The organism is Ruegeria arenilitoris (assembly GCF_013030985.1).
Lineage (GTDB): Bacteria > Pseudomonadota > Alphaproteobacteria > Rhodobacterales > Rhodobacteraceae > Ruegeria > Ruegeria arenilitoris_B.
In genome coordinates this window covers 254,267-270,128 of sequence record NZ_WPYP01000006.1, presented here as the reverse complement: position 1 = coordinate 270,128, position 15,862 = coordinate 254,267, and the positions used below count along the sequence as shown (strand labels likewise).

Sequence of the window (15,862 nt, the reverse complement as noted above, 5' to 3'; positions counted from 1 at the left end):
CAGTACGGCAACCTTGTTTCAACCAGGGGAAGAAATCCAGAGGCTGGATGAGCCTCTGAGCATTTGGCATTTAGCCCGCCGTTACCTCATCAAGCAGTGCCCGAGCATCGGTTACGTCGCTCGTATGCTCTCCTCCTGTGACCGTTTTCAAGACAGTGCTAAGTGCGGCGGAAGGCGATGCGCTTTCTTTGCACTGTCTAAAGTAGTCCACCGCAGTTCGGAGTTCGAACATCCTCGCGTGCTGTTGCTGCGCAGTTTTCAGAGCCGTACGAAACTCTGCTTCGGCGGGACCATCCCCGGAAACTGCCAGCGCGTAGACCCGGTCCGTTTCAGCTTGGGCCCAGCCCTCATTCGTCAGGTTTTGGTGTTCGCGCGCTTCGGCCAGCAAATCCAGGGCACCGTCCTGATCGCCTGATTCAAGAGTGACTTCGGCAATCAAAGTCAGGAAGAAAGGCCTGTAATTTCCAGCGCCGCTGGCCCACCAGGCCTCCGCCGCGTTTCGTAACGCGCGGATCGTAGTCGGGGCGGGTGAAACAAAGGCATCCACCCAGCTGCGCCAGAGGACTGCAGTCACAGACATGAATGTAAAGGAGTGTTTAGAGGCCAGTTCCTCAAGTTGGGTCACAGCTTCAATGACCTGATTAGGTTCTCGGCGCAGAAGGTGCAGCATGCACAGATAGGTCAGGGATTGTGCGATGCTATGGGCATGTTCAAGTTCTCGGGCGGCAGCGACCGCTTGCTTTTGAACCTCCAGTGCCTTGTCCGGCGCGCCGCGCATCCATATGGCCAGGCTCAGGAAACACGAGGTGATCGCTGCATGATCCGATCCATAGATAAAAGCCAGATGCCCATCCCGTTCCCGGCTGTAGAGGTCGAGCGCTTGCTTCAAATGCGCGTAGGCCGGGTTCAGTTCACCAATGTGAAACAGCACCGCCCCCATTGCCCGATGCGCCACCATCTGATGCTGCGTTTCACCGGTCGTTCCCGCCAATTTCAGCAATTCTCCGGCAACGTTCCTGGCCAGATCATATTCGGCACGGACCAAATGAAATGAATACAAACCGTTCAATACCGGGAACAGGTGCCCGGTTTCTTCGACGCGTTCACACAGGTCCCGAATTCGTTCGTAGACTGAGCCGGTTTCATCGGCGGCTATTCCGGCCGTTGAGCGCAGAACACCGGCTCTGAGAATCTGTATTTCAATTTCTTTTCGGTCACGGGCGTCGCTCTGGCTTTGCTCTCGCAACTGCTCGATTGCCAGGGAAAGCTGTGTGTTCGCCTCAATGTTGGCCGAACGTTGAACCGCACGCTGGCCCGCAAGGTGGCGGCAGTCGATTGCCTGCTTGCTCATCCCGGCCATCGTGTAGTGATGGGCCAAAATTTCCGGGCTGGCATCCCCTATGTGAAGGGCTTCCTGATTGAGCGTCTCAGCGACGCGCGCGTGCAGGACCCGCCGTTCGCTTTTCAAAAGGCTGTTGTAGGCAGTATCGCGAATAAGGGCATGACGATAGCTGAAGGTTTCCAGACCGTCTGTCGCGGCAGTTGTGACAATGCCTGCGTCAACCAGAAGATCCAAACCCGAACGCAACGCCTTTTCGCCAAAGCGCGAGACTTCGGCGATCAGAGGATAGGAAAACTGAGGGCCGATGACCGCGCCGATCTGAGCCACTTCCTTGGCCGAACTCAGTCGGTCGAGGCGCGCCATCAGCGCATCATGCAATGTGCTGGGAACAGGGCTTGCCGGAGAAGATGCACCAACCGGTTGGGCTGCGTGGTCTTCCATCAAAGCGCCTGATTCCAACAGGTCTTTTGTCACCTCTTCGACGTAAAGCGGTACGCCATCAGATCTGGCGGCGATCACCTCATATATCTCATCCGAGATGCGCTGACCCAGGGCAACTTCGTCCACAATCCTTTTGACCTGGTGGAAATCCAGTTGCCTCAAGACAACTTTTGTAAGGTTCGATTGCAGTGCCCAGCCCGGGTCGAACTCGGGCCGGAATGTCATCACGACCAGCACAGGAAGGTCTTTGATCCGATCCACGATCTGATCCAGCAGCAACTTGGTCGTCGGATCAACCCAATGCGCGTCTTCAAACAAAAGAAGCACCGGTTTTTCCGCAGCCATTGAAGCCAGAATCTTCAGCAACATCCCCAGCGTTTGATCCATGATTTTCTGCGGTGTCAAATCCAGTGGTCCCAACCGGTCTTCGAAGGGAACAGAGAGCAAAGACGCGGCCAGCTTCAATACATGGTCGGACGTATCCCCCAGGACCGAGGATATCTTTTTGAGCTTTGTTTCGTCTGAATCGTCGGGGCGAAGTTCTGCTACGATCTCGAACTGACGTATGACCGGATAAAACGCACTCGCAAAATGATAAGGTGAACACTGATACCGGGTTTGAGCGTGCGACGCCCCCGAAGCATTTTGGCGCAGTTCTTCAACCAGCCGGGACTTGCCAATGCCCGGCTCACCCGACACCAGCACAACCTGTCCCTGACCAGCGCTGGCCAGTTTCCACTTTTCGTTCAGCGTCCCATATTCAGCCGCGCGACCGACCAAGGGCTTCAATTGCACATCGTCCAGCGCCATGAACCGACTGACGGTTTCCCGTGTTCCGGTCACTTGCCAGGCTTCGACCTCTTTGGCGAACCCCTTGAGTTTGAATGCGCCGCGTAAAACATATTCGAAAGCGTCCCCTGCCAGCTGATGTGTGCTGGGGGCGATAATCAGTGTGCCGGGGTCGGCCATTGCCTGAAGACGTGCGGCCAGATTTGGCGTCTCGCCCATCGCTGTACCGTCCTCAAACATCTTTTCGCCGCGCAAATCGCCGACCACAACCAGCCCGGTCGCGATCCCTATTCGGACGTTCAGTTTCGCGTGGGTCTGGATGTCCGGGATTTCCTTAATGATCCGCAAGCCCGCACGAACCGCGCGTTCCGGATCATCTTCGTGGGCATGGGGAAATCCGAAAAAGACCATGATCCCGTCGCCGTAATAACTTGCGATGTGACCATCAAAGGCGGCAACGGACGCCGCACATGTTTCTTTGAACAGCCGCAGGACTTCGGCCAGATCTTCTGGATCGACACGCTGGGCAATTTCGGTGGACCCGACCAGATCGATAAACATGACGGTCAGTTGCCGTCGCTCCGCCACAATGGCGGGGCCGAGTGCCGTGTTTTGCGGGCGACGCCCACCGTCCGCACTGGCACGAACAGCTTTCATAAAACGCCGTCTCGGACCCAGAGGAAGCCCGATCGTGACAAGGTCTGCGTCGGTCAACTCTGTCAGATCACCGAGTTCGATTTCGTGCTCTTCAAAGGCTCTGGCGTATTTGGACAAACCGTGGTTGTCCAGCCAGACCGCGATATTGGACATTATTGATCGTCTTGCTTGCTGCTTCAGCAGAGCCCTTGCCTGCATCCAGCCAGCACGCATCCCCCTGTTTATTTGGTCTTTCCAGGATACCCCATAGGTCCTGTCGAAGTACGGAGTACTTCTTTCTCAATGAAGTACTCCGATGCGGTTTTGGTCAAGGGGGTTATCACCATTTACTGGGTTGGGCCCGATACCAGCCAGCCAGAGTTCACCGGGTCCTTAGTGCATACAGCAGAATGCTCCATGAGGCGCATCTTTCATCAATGTATCGAAATCCTTGCCGCGCATCTCGACCAGGGTTTTGTGGTCACCTGCCTCGAACCAGATTTTGTCCAACCCGGTCAGGCTGTTGTCGACAACAGTCGGCAAATCATAAGCTTCGCCCACAGGCGGCACCGCGCCGAGCGCACAGTCATCGAAAAGACCATCCATTTCGGATTCCGGTGCCAAGCCAAGACGGCGGTTCATCATCGATTGCAGTGCGGTCAGGTCAACCCGGTGATTGCTGGGCAGAACTGCAAGCAGAGGTCCTTCCTCCATGTGGATCAGAACCGATTTGGCAAGATGGTCGCCGGGAACATGCGCCGCTTCGGCGCACTCAGCAGCGGTCGCGGCATAAGGATGGGGAACGATGTCAAACGGAAGCCCTTGGGCATCCAGATGATGTTTTAGACGAGTCGCAATGGTCATTTAGCCCTCCGTATCATCGAAGGCGTCCCGGTCGCGAAACGTGTCATGGCGCGCAACTAGGGCGCAATTGTGTGTGAACCCATATTGTGCGCCGATTGGTCGGATCGGGCAAGGGGGTAGGACGCGCAAATCCAGCGTAGTAAAACGGCCCGCCTTGACAACATGCTGTTTGAAAACCAAGAAATTCTGAAGTGTTGGATAACCTGTTTATCGACCGTCAGTTCCAGATATCATCAGGTATTTGAGCCAAGGAGCTATTTTCATGAAGTACGGGTTTCCGGGCATCTGTATTCTGTTGGGAGCCATCGCGACAACAACCCAAGCGCAGTACCTGATCGCTGATGGCACACAGGTAAACGAACTGGAGATGTTTCAGGAATGCGACGTCTGCCCTGAGATGATCGTCTTGCCCCTTGGTGAGTTCCAAATGGGTGGTCCAATCGGCGACTCGATAAACGGATTGGTCATGCTTGATGGCAAGCTGGCTATGGTTGAGGTCGGGCACCCGGCCATTGGTGCGGATGAACGTCCTCTGCATCGTGTTGAGATTGATATTCCCATCGCCATAGGGCGCAACGAAATCACTTACGATCAGTGGATGGCTTGCGTCAACGATGGCGGGTGTGGTGAGCATGTTCCCGAAAACACCATCATAGATATCAATGACGCCGGAAAACGTATCGAAACTCCTGTTTACGGCAGCCACCCAGTTATTGATGTGTCTTATTGGGACACTCTGGCATATGTTGAATGGCTCAACGGCAAGGTTGGGGTTGATGCCTACCGGTTACCGACAGAGGCCGAGTGGGAATATGCAGCGCGTGCGGGTACTCAGACGCGTTTCGCACAAGGGGATGAACTAACGTCAGATCAGGCAAACTTTTACGGCCTCGGAACCGAGCGGTTAAGTGGATTTCCCCGTCCCGATTTACTCTCGCGGATGGTTCCTGTCCCGGTGGACGAGTTGTATGCGGCTAACGCCTGGGGCGTTCGACATATGTCCGGCAACGTTATTGAACAGACACGTTCGTGCTACACTGAAAAGTACGCTGGTTGGCCCACATCCAGCGAATGGCTGCTCCAAAGTGAAACAGAGAGTTGTAAGCGCGTTTCCCGTGGTGGCGCATTCAACACGGGTATGGACTCTGTTCGCGTGGCCTCCAGAGGATCGGGGTCCGAAGACCATCGGAGCCAGTATTCCGGCTTTCGTGTTGTTCGGCAAATGAAGTGACCGGAACAGGCTGATCACCAGTTCGGCAATTAGCCTGAGTTTAACGGCCGTGAAGTCACCGATGCTGGTCCTGCTGCGAGCGTCCTTAGGACCTACCCCGCCTCAATCACTTTTCGTGCCACCCGAAAGCACTCCAGCGCCTGAGGTACGCCGCAATAGATGCCGATCACATGGATGATGGCGCGGACTTCTTCTTTGGTCACGCCGTTGTTCAGCGCGCCTTTGCAGTGAATCTCCCACTCGTGCATCTTTCCAAGCGCCCCAATCATCGCCAGATTCATCATCGACCGGGTTTTCGCGTCGATCACGTCGTCGCCCCAGCCAAAGCCCCAGCACCAGGCGGTCATCGCCTCCTGAAACGGGCGGGTGAAATCATCCGCAGCCGCGAGGTTCTTTTCCACGTATTCGGCGCCCAGCGTGCCTTTGCGTTGTTCCAGCCCTTTGAGGAAAAGGTCTTCGTCGAAAATATCTGCCATGTGGGGTCTCCGGTGCTTCAGCGCGTCAAGCGGTGTTTGTAGAGGTGATCATAGTGCGGTTTCATCCGGCGATGCACCTGTTTCACCCGGTCCGGCGCATCGTCGATTTCGATATACTTGCGGGGCTGTGGCGCAAGGCCGGTCGAGTTCGCAAGGTTGGCGTGGAAAGACCCGCCGTCCCACCAGCTGTGAGCCGAAGGATCACCGCCCGCCTCCCAACTGAGGGCGCCTTCGATAAAAGGGATGCCAACGGCGTCGCAGAACGCTTGCGTCATGGCGTGTGGGTCTTCAAGCAGGTCGTCGCTGTCGATAACCGGCGGCGGGGTGCCGTTCAACGCTGTCAGCAAGTCGAACAGGGCGCGTTGTTCGGGAAAGCCGACCTCACCCTCGGCGAAATCGGGCCAGCGTTTGTACATTGAGGTGATGGTTTTTGCCGGGTCGCGGATCAGGAAGGCATGATCGAAGTGCGACAGGAACTCTGCATCCCACATGTGGTTGATGTAATGCGGAAAGTCCTTGAGGAAGACCGGCCTCCTTTCCGCACGCGCCAGAATGTCCTGCCACACGCTGTCCAGCGTCAGGCCCGGCGTCGTCACATCGCCGGGCTGGAACCGGTGCCACAGCGGGTCTTCGCCCTGATACCAGGCTTCGCCGAATGGTTCGTGCAAGCATTCCAGATCACCACGCTGTCGCATCATCCATTCAAAGGCCGTTGAAGTGGACCGGGGCACCGCCCAGAGCGCGAGGATTTTGTGCATGGGATTGGACCTCCGGGCTAGAGCCGTTTCAAAAGCTGGCCATGCGGTGTTGCCGGTGACAGGCCAAGCGATTTGAAGATGCGCCAATAAAGCGCGATGTCATGGCCGATCACCGGCTTGCCGAGGGCGGCTTCCAGCGTATCGGCCAGATGCAGCGGACGCTGTGGCAGACCATTCGGACCGGTTCGGAAATTGCACATCCCGTTGATCAGGATCGCATCGGCGTGCGGTGCCTGCTCGGCGACGTATTCGAAACTCTTGAGCGCCAGGTCACCGTCAAAGACCCAGCGATAGCTGTTCACCTCTTCCTGACTGGCGAACCACCCCTGATCGTGAAAATTGCCCGCATAGAGCACGTCGAACCCGGCCTCACGCAGGAAACCCACTGTGCCTTGCCACCATTCCGGCCAGTGATAGGCCGCGTTCAGCGCGACCTTTTCTACATTCATTTCTTGCAACGCCTCGACCATGGCGTAACCGGCCATGTGAAACTGTGTGCCGTATTTGTCGGACAGATCCGCGCAATGCTGACGGACGCCCTCGACCCCCAGTCCGCAGGCATGGACCCAGTTTGACCCGACCTGCCCGCACACATCGACACCGTTGCGGGACATGCAGTGGACGAAATCCTCGAGCATTCCGAAGTTCTGCTTTCGCTGGTCCAGCCCGTGCACATAGTCCGGCACATGCAGCATCCACCCATGCACGCCGACCGTTTCAGGGCACATGCGCAGGAAATCCGACGGCGCCGCGTCAAAGTCGAAGGGCGGGCAGGTGAAGCCCACCTGATGCGGGAACAGCTTGTACTCCGGCCGCCACTTTTCGGGCATCAGCATGGGCGGATCACCACGATCATTAATCCACCGCCTCGCGCATCCAGTGTTGCAGCCGTGCAATCGAGTGTTCCGACATCACCCCGCAGCCAGGGTCCAGCACCAGAGGGCCGGGGCGGTAGCCGCGGGATTTGAGGCCGCGATGGACGCTTTCGACCAGCCGGATGTCTTCCTCGACCGTGGTTTCGCGATCCTGCACGGCCAGTTGCCGGATCACAGCGCTCTCAGATCCGCCCTCGGTGAACCAGCCGCGCCAGACAGTACAGTGATCAGAGTCGCTGGCACGCCAGTGATAGGTGTTCAGCACGTTGCCGGGATAGCACTGGAACGAGAACATCGGCCACAGGAACCACGACTGATAGTCGCCCGCATGGGGCACCGACATGTCGATGGGGTAGGTCATCTTGTCGAGGCTTTGGCACTCGGTCATGTGCCGCAGAACGTAACCGCCGCCGGCGTCAGGCTGAATGTCATACGTCTCGGGCTTGACGACACCCTCGGCAAAAGTCGGGTGGTTGGTGGGGCAATGATAGCATTCCGAGTAATTCTCGATACTGACCTTCCAGTTGCAGCGTTCCGGTATCTCAACCCATTCCAGCGGTTCCAGATCGTCGATATGCGGAACAAAAGCGCGAATTTCCTCTCGAACGCCGGGGTACCATTCGTCCATTGGGGCGGCATCATCGTCGAGGTTGACGAAGATGAAGCCGTTGAACACCTCGGTGCGGACCGAGGTCAGGCAGATCGCACTGCGGTCGAAACCGGGTACGGACTTGATGTTCGGGCCGGCGCGCAATTGGCCTGACAGTTCATAGGTCCATGCGTGATAGGGGCAGACGACGACGCGGGTGTTGCCTGCACCTGTGACCATCTCATGCGCGCGGTGCTGGCAGACGTTGTAGAAAGTGCGAATTTCTCCGTCGCGGCCACGGATGCAGAACAGGCTCTGTCCGGCGATCTCAAACGCGAAGTAATCCCCTGTTTCCCGAACCTGTGCGACGTGACCTGCGAATTGCCACGTTCGGGACAGAAGCCCCTGCATTTCCTGCTCGAAGATCGCTGGGTCAGTGTAATACCGTGCATCCAATGAGTGGGTCAGGGGTGCGTTCATTCGGGCTCCTCCGCGTAGAGGCCAAGTTGGTGTCTGCGTTGGTGAAACCGCTCCACCCGTTCGACGATTTCGTCACTGGAAACCGCAATCACGAAGGACAGCAGAGTTTCCAGCACCGCGATGGTCGAGACGGAGGACGGGAAGAATTGTGGTGTGTCGGCAGCCACGACAAAGCCGTGCTGCGCGTTCAGGATGACCGGACTGGCCGGGCTGTCCGAGATGCCGACGACGGTCAGGCCCTGTTGCCGGGCCAGTTTGATCGCGTCGATCACCTCGGTCCGGTAGGGGTGGCAGGTGATGGCGATCAGCACGTCCTGTTCATCGGCCCAGGCCAGATCATCTACCGGGGTCGAACCGGGGCGGGGGATGGCGTGGAACTGCTTCATCCCGGTCGAGGCCAGATAGGTAAAGTTGCGCGCGTTGGCGTTGTTGACGCCCACGCCCAGCGTGAAAATCTGGCGGCAGTTCCAGATATCCTCGGCCGCCGCCTTCAGGCGCGCGGCGTCGATCCCGGCAAAGGTGTCCTCGATGTTGCGGATCGCGGCGCCGACCATATCGGCGTATAGGCCGCCCAGCTCTCCGGACTTGCCAATATCCTGCAGCCAGCGGGCGCGGTCTGGGAACGACACGCCGCCTTGCCGAATCGCATCCCGGAACGGGGCGCGGAAATCCTCATAGCCTTCGAACCCCACTTGCCGCGCCATGCGCACGAAAGTGTTGGGCTTGACCTTGGCGGCCTCGGCAATCTCGCGCACGGTCGAAACCCCAACATCCGTTGGGTTTTCCAGCACGTAACGCGCGGCTTTCTGCGCCTCGGGGGTGAGGGCGTCCCACTCCTGACTGAGGCGGTCGAGAACGATTGATGATACATTTGTGTCATTCATGATTGACGATGGTACATTTGTGGAATTAGCCTGTCGAGCAGAAACGCGACTCGGGAAGAGGAAAAATCATGTCCGAGAAGAATCTGCCCACCCACGCTCGTGTGGTCATCGTCGGAGGTGGCGTTATGGGGGTCGGTCTGGCCTATCATCTGGCGCATGAGGGATGGGGCGAAGACACCGTTCTGCTGGAAAAGGCCGAGCTGACCAGTGGCAGCACCTGGCATGCGGCGGGCCAGATCACGCATTCGACCTCAAGCTTTGGGCTGGGAAAATGCGTCGATTATAACATCGGTCTGTACTCCGGTCAGTTGGAGGCCGAGACCGGCCAACCGGTAACATGGCATGGCTGCGGGTCGTTCCGTCTGGCCTATACCGAGGATGAGATGGACTGGCTGCGCCACACCCTCTCGGTCGGTCGCTCGCTGGGCTTCAACATAGAACTGGTTGGACCCGAGAAGGTGGCCGAACTGCATCCTTTCTACAATCTGGAAGGCGTTTTGGGCGCGCTGCACACGCCAGATGACGGCCACGTGGACCCGACCAACGTGACCATGGCGATGGCTGCAGGCGCACGTCAGAAGGGCGTGCGCATCTTCCGCAATTGTCGCGCCACCAATATCACGCAGGCCGACACTGGCGAGTGGGTGGTTGAGACCGAGACGGGCACCATCACCTGCGAGCATGTGGTGAATGCGGGTGGCACCTATGCCCGCCAGATGGGCGAATGGTCAGGCCTGCAACTGCCGATGACCTCAATGACCCACCATTATTTCGTGACCGAGCCGGTGCCTGAGTTTCAGAACCTGTACAAGGAACTGCCGGTGATCCGCGATGACCGTAAAGTCTCGGGCTATATCCGGATGGAGCAGCAGCGCGGGCTGATCGGGATTTACGAGAAAGAGAACCCGAACTCGGTCTGGCATGATCATTGCCCGTGGGAATACGAGAACTGGCTGTTCGATGCGGATTACGACCGGGTAATGCCGTGGCTCGAGGAAAGCTTGAACCGGATGCCGATCTTTGCCGAACTGGGCATTCAGCGCGACGTGCATGGGGCGATTTCACATCCGCCGGACGGCAATCCACTGATCGGGCCCGCGCCGGGTGTGCGGAATTACTGGTGCTGCTGCGGGACGCAGATCGGAATCGGCTGGGGGCCGGGCCTGACACGTGAGCTGGCGCGCTGGATGGTGCATGGGGCGGCTGACATTTCAATGCGCGAGTTCGACCCGCGCCGGTTCGGCAGCTATGCCACCAAGGATTGGCAGGTGATCAAGGCCGAGGAAGACTATTGCCTGCGCCACGAAATCCCCTTCCCGCATTTCAACCGTCTGGAAGGGCGTCCGATCAAGCCATCGCCGCTGTATGAGCTGCTGAATTCCAAGGGCGCGGTGTTTGAAGAGGTCTACGGTTTCGAACGCCCCCGCTGGTTCGCGCGGGACGGTGTGGAACAGCGCGATCACTACTCTTTCCGCCGTACACCCGCTGACGACATGGTCGCCGCCGAGGTCAAGGCAGTGCGCGAAAGCGTCGGCATCATGGATGTCACCGCCTTTACCAAGGTCGAGGTTTCTGGTCCGGAAGCCTATGCCCTGCTGGATCGGTTGACCGCCAACCGGATGCCGCAAAAGGTCGGCTCGATCACGCTGACCCATATGCTGAATCGCCGTGGCCGGATCGAGTTGGAGACGACAATTGTCCGTATGGCAGACGACCGGTTCTATCTGGTCTGCGCCGCCTTCTTCGAGCAACGCCTGCTGGATCATCTGACGCAACAGCGCGCGGATGAGGATGTGCAGATCACGGCTCTGTCCTCCGATTGGTCGGCCCTGTCCCTGAATGGCCCCCGGTCGCGAGACGTGCTGGCGCAATGCATCGATTCCGATTTGACCAATGCCGGTTTCCGCTGGTTGTCTGCGCAAGAGATCGACGTTGCGGGTCACAAGGTCTGGGCCTTCCGTATGTCCTATGCTGGTGAGCTGGGTTGGGAGCTGCACATGCCCAACGCCGCCTGCCTTGACGTCTACAACGCGCTTTGGGCTGCCGGGGAGCCACACGGCATCACAGACTATGGCAGCTTTGCCATGAACGTGATGCGGATGGAAAAGGGCTTCAAAGGAGCGGGCGAGCTGACCAACGAGGTCACTCTGGCCGAGGCTGACGTGCTGCGCTTTGCCCGCACTGACAAGGACTATCTGGGCAAGGACAAAACGCTGAACACCGACCTGCCGTGGATCTGCGCCTATCTGGAGATCGAGCCGGACGGCGAGATTGACGGCCACGGTGGTGAAGCGGTGATGCTGGACGAACGTGTCGTAGGGTCTACCGCTTCGGTGGTCTACGGGCATACGGTCGGCAAAATCCTGGCCTTTGCCTATATCAAGCCCGAGGCTGCAACACCCGGCACCGAATTACAGGTGGTAATCCACGGCAAGCCTCGCGCGGCGCGTGTGCTGGGAGAACCAGCCTATGATCCGCAAAGCCTGCTGCCCCGCACAGACGCCGTTTTGGAGGTTGCGTGATGACTCTGCCAGATACAATGAGAGCCATGGTCACAATGGGGCACGGCGGCCTCGAACAGATGGTGCTGCACGAAAACTGGCCGCGCCCGGAACCCGCCGCCGGAGAGGTGCTGATCAAGGTGGCTGCCTGTGGCCTGAACAACACCGACGTCAATACGCGTTCAGGCTGGTACTCGAAAACCGTCACCGACGCGACAACCGGAGGTGCGTTTGAAGAGGTGGGCGAGGACGACCCGACATGGGGCGGTGCCCCGATCACGTTCCCCCGCATTCAGGGGGCCGATATCTGCGGAGAAATCGTAGCCGTGGGTGAGGGCGTCGACAGCGCCCGCATCGGCGAACGCGTCATCACCGATGGCTGGCTGCGCGATCCGACCGATCCCGGCAATATGGACAAGACCGGCTATTTCGGCTCGGAACGGGACGGAGGCTTTGCTGAATACGCCACCACGCTGGCCGCGAACGCGGTGCCGATCACATCTGGCCTGTCGGATGCGGAACTGGCGACCTTTTCCTGTTCCTATTCCACTGCCGAAGGGATGCTGACCCGCGCCAACGTGACCGTCAGCGACACAGTTCTGGTCCCCGGAGCCTCGGGCGGTGTCGGCGGCGCGCTGGTGCAGCTGGCCAAACGGCGTGGCGCCCGTGTGATCGCGTTGGCGTCCGAGGCAAAGCACGCCGATGTGGCGGAGCTTGGCCCTGACCTGATCCTGCCTCGGGCACCCGAAAACCTGCGCGCCGCGCTGGGCGATGAAAAGGTCACAGTGGTCGCGGATGTGGTCGGCGGTCCCTACTGGCCGAACCTGATCGACATTCTGGAACGCGGCGGGCGGTACACCTGTTCCGGTGCAATTGCCGGGCCAATGGTCGATTTCGACCTGCGGACCTTCTACCTGCGCGATCTGACCTTCACCGGCTCGACCGTGATCGACCCGCAGGTGATGCGAAATCTCGTGAAATACATCGAGGCCGGTGAGATCAAACCTGCCCTTGCCGCAACCTATCCGCTGGAGGAGCTGCGCGAGGCGCAAGCTGCCTTCATCGCCAAAAAGCACACCGGAAATATTGTGGTGATCCCGTGACACTGGACGACGTATTAGAGGCCGCACGACAGCTGCATCAGGCGCATCCCGATCTTTCAGCCTTCGGGGCATGGCCCACGGACCTGACGGCAACCCAACTACAATCGAGCCCTATTCCCGCAGTCGATCTGGTGCGCAATTTCGATGCAGGCGGCAGCGAAACTACCAAAACCTTGTCCGACGCGATCAAGGCCGCCGCACATCTGGCCCATTGGAAGCTGACCTATACCGAGGATGAAGTCGGCGCAGATTTCCTCAATCGCTATGGGTATTACGAACTGTTCGGCCCGACCGGTCATTTCCACTCGACTCAATTGCGGGGCTACGTGGCCTATTGGGGGGCGGGCCTGCACTATGACTGGCACAGCCATCAGGCCGAGGAGCTGTATCTGACGCTGGCCGGAGGGGCCGTGTTCCGGGTCGCTGGCGATGACAGCTTTGTAGGGCCGAACCAGACACGCCACCATGAAAGCTGGCAAAGCCACGCGATGACCACGACCGACCAGCCGATCCTGACCTTTGTCCTCTGGCGAGGCGAAGGCATGGACGATCTGCCACGGATGGATGCCGCATGAAGATCACCCGCATCCGCATCTACCAGACCGGCCTGCCCTATGTGGGCGGGGCCTATGTCTGGGGCGCAGGCAATGCGACTGAAACGGCCATCGCCTCGGTTGTTGTCATCGATACCGACGCCGGGCTGCAGGGGTGTGGCGAGTTCACGCCCTGCGGTGAGAACTACATGGTTGCCCATTCCGAAGGCGTGGCGGCGCTGGCGCGGCTGGTGGCGCCAAAGCTGTTGGGCGAGGACCCCCGACAGGTGGCGCGCATCGAACAGTTGATGGACCATCAGGTGCAGGGGCACGGATACGCCAAGGCTCCGTTCGACGCAGCGTGCTGGGACATTCTGGGACAAGCCTGTCATCAGCCTGTCTGGATGCTGCTGGGCGGTAAACTGACCGATGGTGCCCCGATGTACCGGGTGGCGCCACAAAAGGCGGTGGATGAGACGGTGGCCGAGATGAATGGTTACCGCGATCAGGGCTATCGCCAGTTTCAGATCAAGGTCGGTGGCGACTGGGTCACTGACATCGATCGCATTCGCACCTCGGTGCCTTTGCTGCAACCGGGTGAAAAAGCGATGGCCGACGCCAATCAGGGCTGGCGCGTGGACAATGCGATCCGGGTGGCGCGGGCAACGCGTGATCTGGATTTCATTCTGGAACAGCCCTGCCGCACCTATGAGGAATGCCAGCAGGTGCGCCGCGTGGCCGAACAACCGATGAAGCTGGATGAATGCGTCACCGGCATCCACATGGCCCAACGGATCGTCGCCGATCGCGGGGCCGAGATCTGCTGTCTGAAAATCTCGAACCTCGGCGGGCTCAGCAAGGCGCGGCGGGTGCGGGACTATCTGGTGGAAAACCGCATCCCGGTGGTCAGTGAGGACACCTGGGGCGGAGAGATAACCACTTCGGTCGTCGCGCATTTCGCGGCCTCGACCCCCGAGGAGTTTCTGCAGAACACCACCGATCTGATGAACTATAACACCCGGTCCACCGGCATCGGCGGGCCAGTGTCACGGGATGGTAAGCTCTACGCCTCTGATTCGCCCGGGCTGGGCGTGACCCCCGATTTCGAAAGCCTCGGCGTGCCAATGGCGGAGTTTGCCCTATGAAGATCAAGGCCATCACAGTCTTCCAGGTCGATCTGCCGCTGGAGCATCCCTATTGGCTGTCCGCCGGACGGCTGAAATTCGAAACGCTCGACGCGACGCTGGTGAAGATCGAAACCGATGCAGGGCTGACCGGCTGGGGCGAGGGCACGCCGTGGGGCCACACTTATGTGCCCGCGCACGGGCCGGGCATCCGCGCCGGGATTGAAACGATGGCACCGTTCCTCCTCGGCATCGATCCGCGCAAGGTGCTGGATGTGGAGCGCGCCATGGACCTTGCGCTGCCTGGACACCTTTATGCCAAAAGCCCGATCGACATGGCCTGCTGGGATATCGCCGGTCAGGCAGCGGGTCTGCCGATTGCCGATCTGATGGGCGGCGGTTCCCGTACACCGCGCCCGATTGCCTCCTCGGTCGGGGCCAAGACCGTCGAGGAAACCCGCGAGGTGATGGAACGCTATCGCAGCCGCGGCTACATCGCCCATTCGGTGAAGATCGGTGGCGATGTTGAACGCGACATCGCCCGCGTCCGCGACGTCGAAAGCATCCGGCGACCGGGAGAGGTCATCCTCTACGACGTCAATCGCGGCTGGACCCGGCAACAAGCCTTGCGCGTGCTGAGCGCCTGTGAGGACCTGAATGTCATGTTCGAACAACCCGGCGAAACGCTGGACGATATCGCCGCGATTTCGGGCCGCCATGCCTCACCCGTGTCTGTCGACGAAAGCCTCGTGACCCTGCAGGACGCCGCCCGTATTGCCCGCGACGGTATTGCCGAGATATTCGGGATCAAGCTGAATCGCGTGGGCGGACTGACCAAAGCCGCGCGGATGCGGGATACCGCGCTGGCGCATGGGATCGACATGTTCGTGATGGCGACTGGAGGTACGGTTCTGGCCGATACTGAGGCGCTGCATCTGGCCGCCACCATCCCGGACGAAAACTGCCACGCCATCTGGGCCTGTCAGGACATGATCACCGTCGATATCGCTGGCGGTCGCGGACCACGCAATATCGACGGCCACCTGCATCTGCCGGAAACGCCGGGTCTGGGCGTGCATCCGGACGAACATACTTTGGGAAAACCAATCGCAACCTACGAGGCCCCGCGATGATCCGCCTCTTCATCTGGCCAAAAATATCCCGGGGAGTGAATTGGCCGCAGGCCAAGAGAGGGGCTGGCCCCTCTGACAGCACACCCCCCGAAAAACGCAAAGG

General features: G+C 59.3%; 13 protein-coding genes. 6 read left to right on the top strand and 7 right to left on the bottom strand.

Annotation, left to right across the window (positions count from 1 at the left end; all coding sequences use genetic code 11):
* Nucleotides 1-70: 70 nt before the first annotated feature.
* Nucleotides 71-3,382: an ATP-binding protein gene (locus GOX88_RS14240; protein WP_170403020.1), complete on the bottom strand. Its 3,312-nt coding sequence runs from the start codon at nucleotides 3,380-3,382 to the stop codon at nucleotides 71-73.
* A 219-nt stretch (nucleotides 3,383-3,601) separates the two neighbouring features.
* The gene (locus GOX88_RS14235) at nucleotides 3,602-4,072 is read right to left on the bottom strand and encodes an aminoacyl-tRNA deacylase (protein ID WP_170403018.1); all 471 of its coding nucleotides are present in this window, start codon (nucleotides 4,070-4,072) and stop codon (nucleotides 3,602-3,604) included.
* Nucleotides 4,073-4,334: 262 nt separating this feature from the next.
* Here GOX88_RS14235 and GOX88_RS14230 point away from each other — a divergent pair, with 262 nt between their 5' ends.
* On the top strand, nucleotides 4,335-5,303 hold the full coding sequence (locus GOX88_RS14230; RefSeq protein ID WP_170403016.1) for a formylglycine-generating enzyme family protein: 969 nt from the start codon (nucleotides 4,335-4,337) through the stop codon (nucleotides 5,301-5,303).
* 92 nt (nucleotides 5,304-5,395) lie between these two features.
* On the opposite strand, the gene GOX88_RS14225 is transcribed toward GOX88_RS14230, so the two are convergent.
* The 5 genes from GOX88_RS14225 to GOX88_RS14205 are packed head-to-tail and all read right to left on the bottom strand — an operon-like array spanning nucleotide 5,396 to nucleotide 9,365.
* Nucleotides 5,396-5,779 carry a carboxymuconolactone decarboxylase family protein gene (locus GOX88_RS14225; protein ID WP_170403013.1) on the bottom strand — a complete coding sequence of 128 codons (384 nt, stop codon included), beginning with the start codon at nucleotides 5,777-5,779 and terminating at the stop codon, nucleotides 5,396-5,398.
* A 17-nt stretch (nucleotides 5,780-5,796) separates the two neighbouring features.
* Nucleotides 5,797-6,537: a sulfotransferase family protein gene (locus GOX88_RS14220; RefSeq protein ID WP_170403011.1), complete on the bottom strand. Its 741-nt coding sequence runs from the start codon at nucleotides 6,535-6,537 to the stop codon at nucleotides 5,797-5,799.
* Between the two features lie 17 nt (nucleotides 6,538-6,554).
* On the bottom strand, nucleotides 6,555-7,373 hold the full coding sequence (locus GOX88_RS14215; RefSeq protein ID WP_170403009.1) for a hypothetical protein: 819 nt from the start codon (nucleotides 7,371-7,373) through the stop codon (nucleotides 6,555-6,557).
* A 19-nt stretch (nucleotides 7,374-7,392) separates the two neighbouring features.
* Nucleotides 7,393-8,481: an aromatic ring-hydroxylating oxygenase subunit alpha gene (locus GOX88_RS14210; RefSeq protein ID WP_170403006.1), complete on the bottom strand. Its 1,089-nt coding sequence runs from the start codon at nucleotides 8,479-8,481 to the stop codon at nucleotides 7,393-7,395.
* The gene (locus tag GOX88_RS14205) at nucleotides 8,478-9,365 is read right to left on the bottom strand and encodes a MurR/RpiR family transcriptional regulator (protein ID WP_170403003.1); all 888 of its coding nucleotides are present in this window, start codon (nucleotides 9,363-9,365) and stop codon (nucleotides 8,478-8,480) included. Before GOX88_RS14205 ends, GOX88_RS14210 begins: the two co-directional genes overlap by 4 nt.
* 68 nt (nucleotides 9,366-9,433) lie before the next feature.
* Between GOX88_RS14205 and GOX88_RS14200 the strand changes: the two genes are divergently transcribed.
* From GOX88_RS14200 to GOX88_RS14180, 5 genes are read left to right on the top strand one after another with little or no spacing between them, the layout of a single operon-like run.
* Entirely contained in the window at nucleotides 9,434-11,887 is a 2,454-nt protein-coding gene (locus GOX88_RS14200) for an FAD-dependent oxidoreductase (protein WP_170403000.1), read from the top strand.
* On the top strand, nucleotides 11,887-12,969 hold the full coding sequence (locus GOX88_RS14195; protein ID WP_254443335.1) for an alcohol dehydrogenase family protein: 1,083 nt from the start codon (nucleotides 11,887-11,889) through the stop codon (nucleotides 12,967-12,969). The genes GOX88_RS14200 and GOX88_RS14195 overlap by 1 nt, the downstream gene beginning before the upstream one ends.
* The gene (locus GOX88_RS14190; RefSeq protein ID WP_170402997.1) at nucleotides 12,966-13,544 is read left to right on the top strand and encodes a dimethylsulfonioproprionate lyase family protein; all 579 of its coding nucleotides are present in this window, start codon (nucleotides 12,966-12,968) and stop codon (nucleotides 13,542-13,544) included. Before GOX88_RS14195 ends, GOX88_RS14190 begins: the two co-directional genes overlap by 4 nt.
* Nucleotides 13,541-14,647, top strand: a complete 1,107-nt coding sequence (locus GOX88_RS14185) for a mandelate racemase/muconate lactonizing enzyme family protein (RefSeq protein ID WP_170402994.1) — start codon at nucleotides 13,541-13,543, stop codon at nucleotides 14,645-14,647. The genes GOX88_RS14190 and GOX88_RS14185 overlap by 4 nt, the downstream gene beginning before the upstream one ends.
* Nucleotides 14,644-15,759 (top strand): mandelate racemase/muconate lactonizing enzyme family protein, encoded by a 1,116-nt coding sequence (locus GOX88_RS14180; protein WP_170402991.1) that lies wholly within the window; start codon nucleotides 14,644-14,646, stop codon nucleotides 15,757-15,759. Before GOX88_RS14185 ends, GOX88_RS14180 begins: the two co-directional genes overlap by 4 nt.
* Nucleotides 15,760-15,862 lie beyond the last annotated feature (103 nt).

Bases quoted from the DNA above. Each gene is read 5' to 3' on its own strand.
- GOX88_RS14240 (WP_170403020.1), bottom strand. From the start codon at position 3,382: ATGTCCAATATCGCGGTCTGGCTGGACAACCACGGTTTGTCCAAATAC.
- GOX88_RS14235 (WP_170403018.1), bottom strand. From the start codon at position 4,072: ATGACCATTGCGACTCGTCTAAAACATCATCTGGATGCCCAAGGGCTT.
- GOX88_RS14230 (WP_170403016.1), top strand. From the start codon at position 4,335: ATGAAGTACGGGTTTCCGGGCATCTGTATTCTGTTGGGAGCCATCGCG.
- GOX88_RS14225 (WP_170403013.1), bottom strand. From the start codon at position 5,779: ATGGCAGATATTTTCGACGAAGACCTTTTCCTCAAAGGGCTGGAACAA.
- GOX88_RS14220 (WP_170403011.1), bottom strand. From the start codon at position 6,537: ATGCACAAAATCCTCGCGCTCTGGGCGGTGCCCCGGTCCACTTCAACG.
- GOX88_RS14215 (WP_170403009.1), bottom strand. From the start codon at position 7,373: ATGCTGATGCCCGAAAAGTGGCGGCCGGAGTACAAGCTGTTCCCGCAT.
- GOX88_RS14210 (WP_170403006.1), bottom strand. From the start codon at position 8,481: ATGAACGCACCCCTGACCCACTCATTGGATGCACGGTATTACACTGAC.
- GOX88_RS14205 (WP_170403003.1), bottom strand. From the start codon at position 9,365: ATGAATGACACAAATGTATCATCAATCGTTCTCGACCGCCTCAGTCAG.
- GOX88_RS14200 (WP_170403000.1), top strand. From the start codon at position 9,434: ATGTCCGAGAAGAATCTGCCCACCCACGCTCGTGTGGTCATCGTCGGA.
- GOX88_RS14195 (WP_254443335.1), top strand. From the start codon at position 11,887: ATGACTCTGCCAGATACAATGAGAGCCATGGTCACAATGGGGCACGGC.
- GOX88_RS14185 (WP_170402994.1), top strand. From the start codon at position 13,541: ATGAAGATCACCCGCATCCGCATCTACCAGACCGGCCTGCCCTATGTG.
- GOX88_RS14180 (WP_170402991.1), top strand. From the start codon at position 14,644: ATGAAGATCAAGGCCATCACAGTCTTCCAGGTCGATCTGCCGCTGGAG.